The organism is Pseudomonas sp. K5002 (assembly GCF_013386655.1).
Lineage (GTDB): Bacteria > Pseudomonadota > Gammaproteobacteria > Pseudomonadales > Pseudomonadaceae > Aquipseudomonas.
In genome coordinates this window covers 1-208 of sequence record NZ_JACARK010000823.1, presented here as the reverse complement: position 1 = coordinate 208, position 208 = coordinate 1, and the positions used below count along the sequence as shown (strand labels likewise).

1 protein-coding gene is annotated in these 208 nt (G+C 66.3%); it reads right to left on the bottom strand.

What is annotated here, in order from left to right; genetic code table 11:
* Positions 1 to 208: LysR substrate-binding domain-containing protein (locus HX846_RS29215; RefSeq protein ID WP_256740072.1), on the bottom strand; the 208-nt coding region annotated here is incomplete at both ends.

Below are 208 nucleotides of genomic sequence, written 5' to 3'. Positions count from 1 at the left end.
ACGCCCGGGTCTTGCCGGGCAGCAGCTTGTGTTCGGCGTAGTACAGCGAGATGTTGCCGTCGTCGACATACCAGTCGGGCAGCACTCGCACCAGTTGGCCGCTGTCCAGATACGGCACCGCCATCGGCATGCTGACCAGCGCAATCCCCAGGCCCTGGGCACTGGCGCAGCAGGCAGCGCCCGAGTCGCTCATGGTCATGCGCGGCTT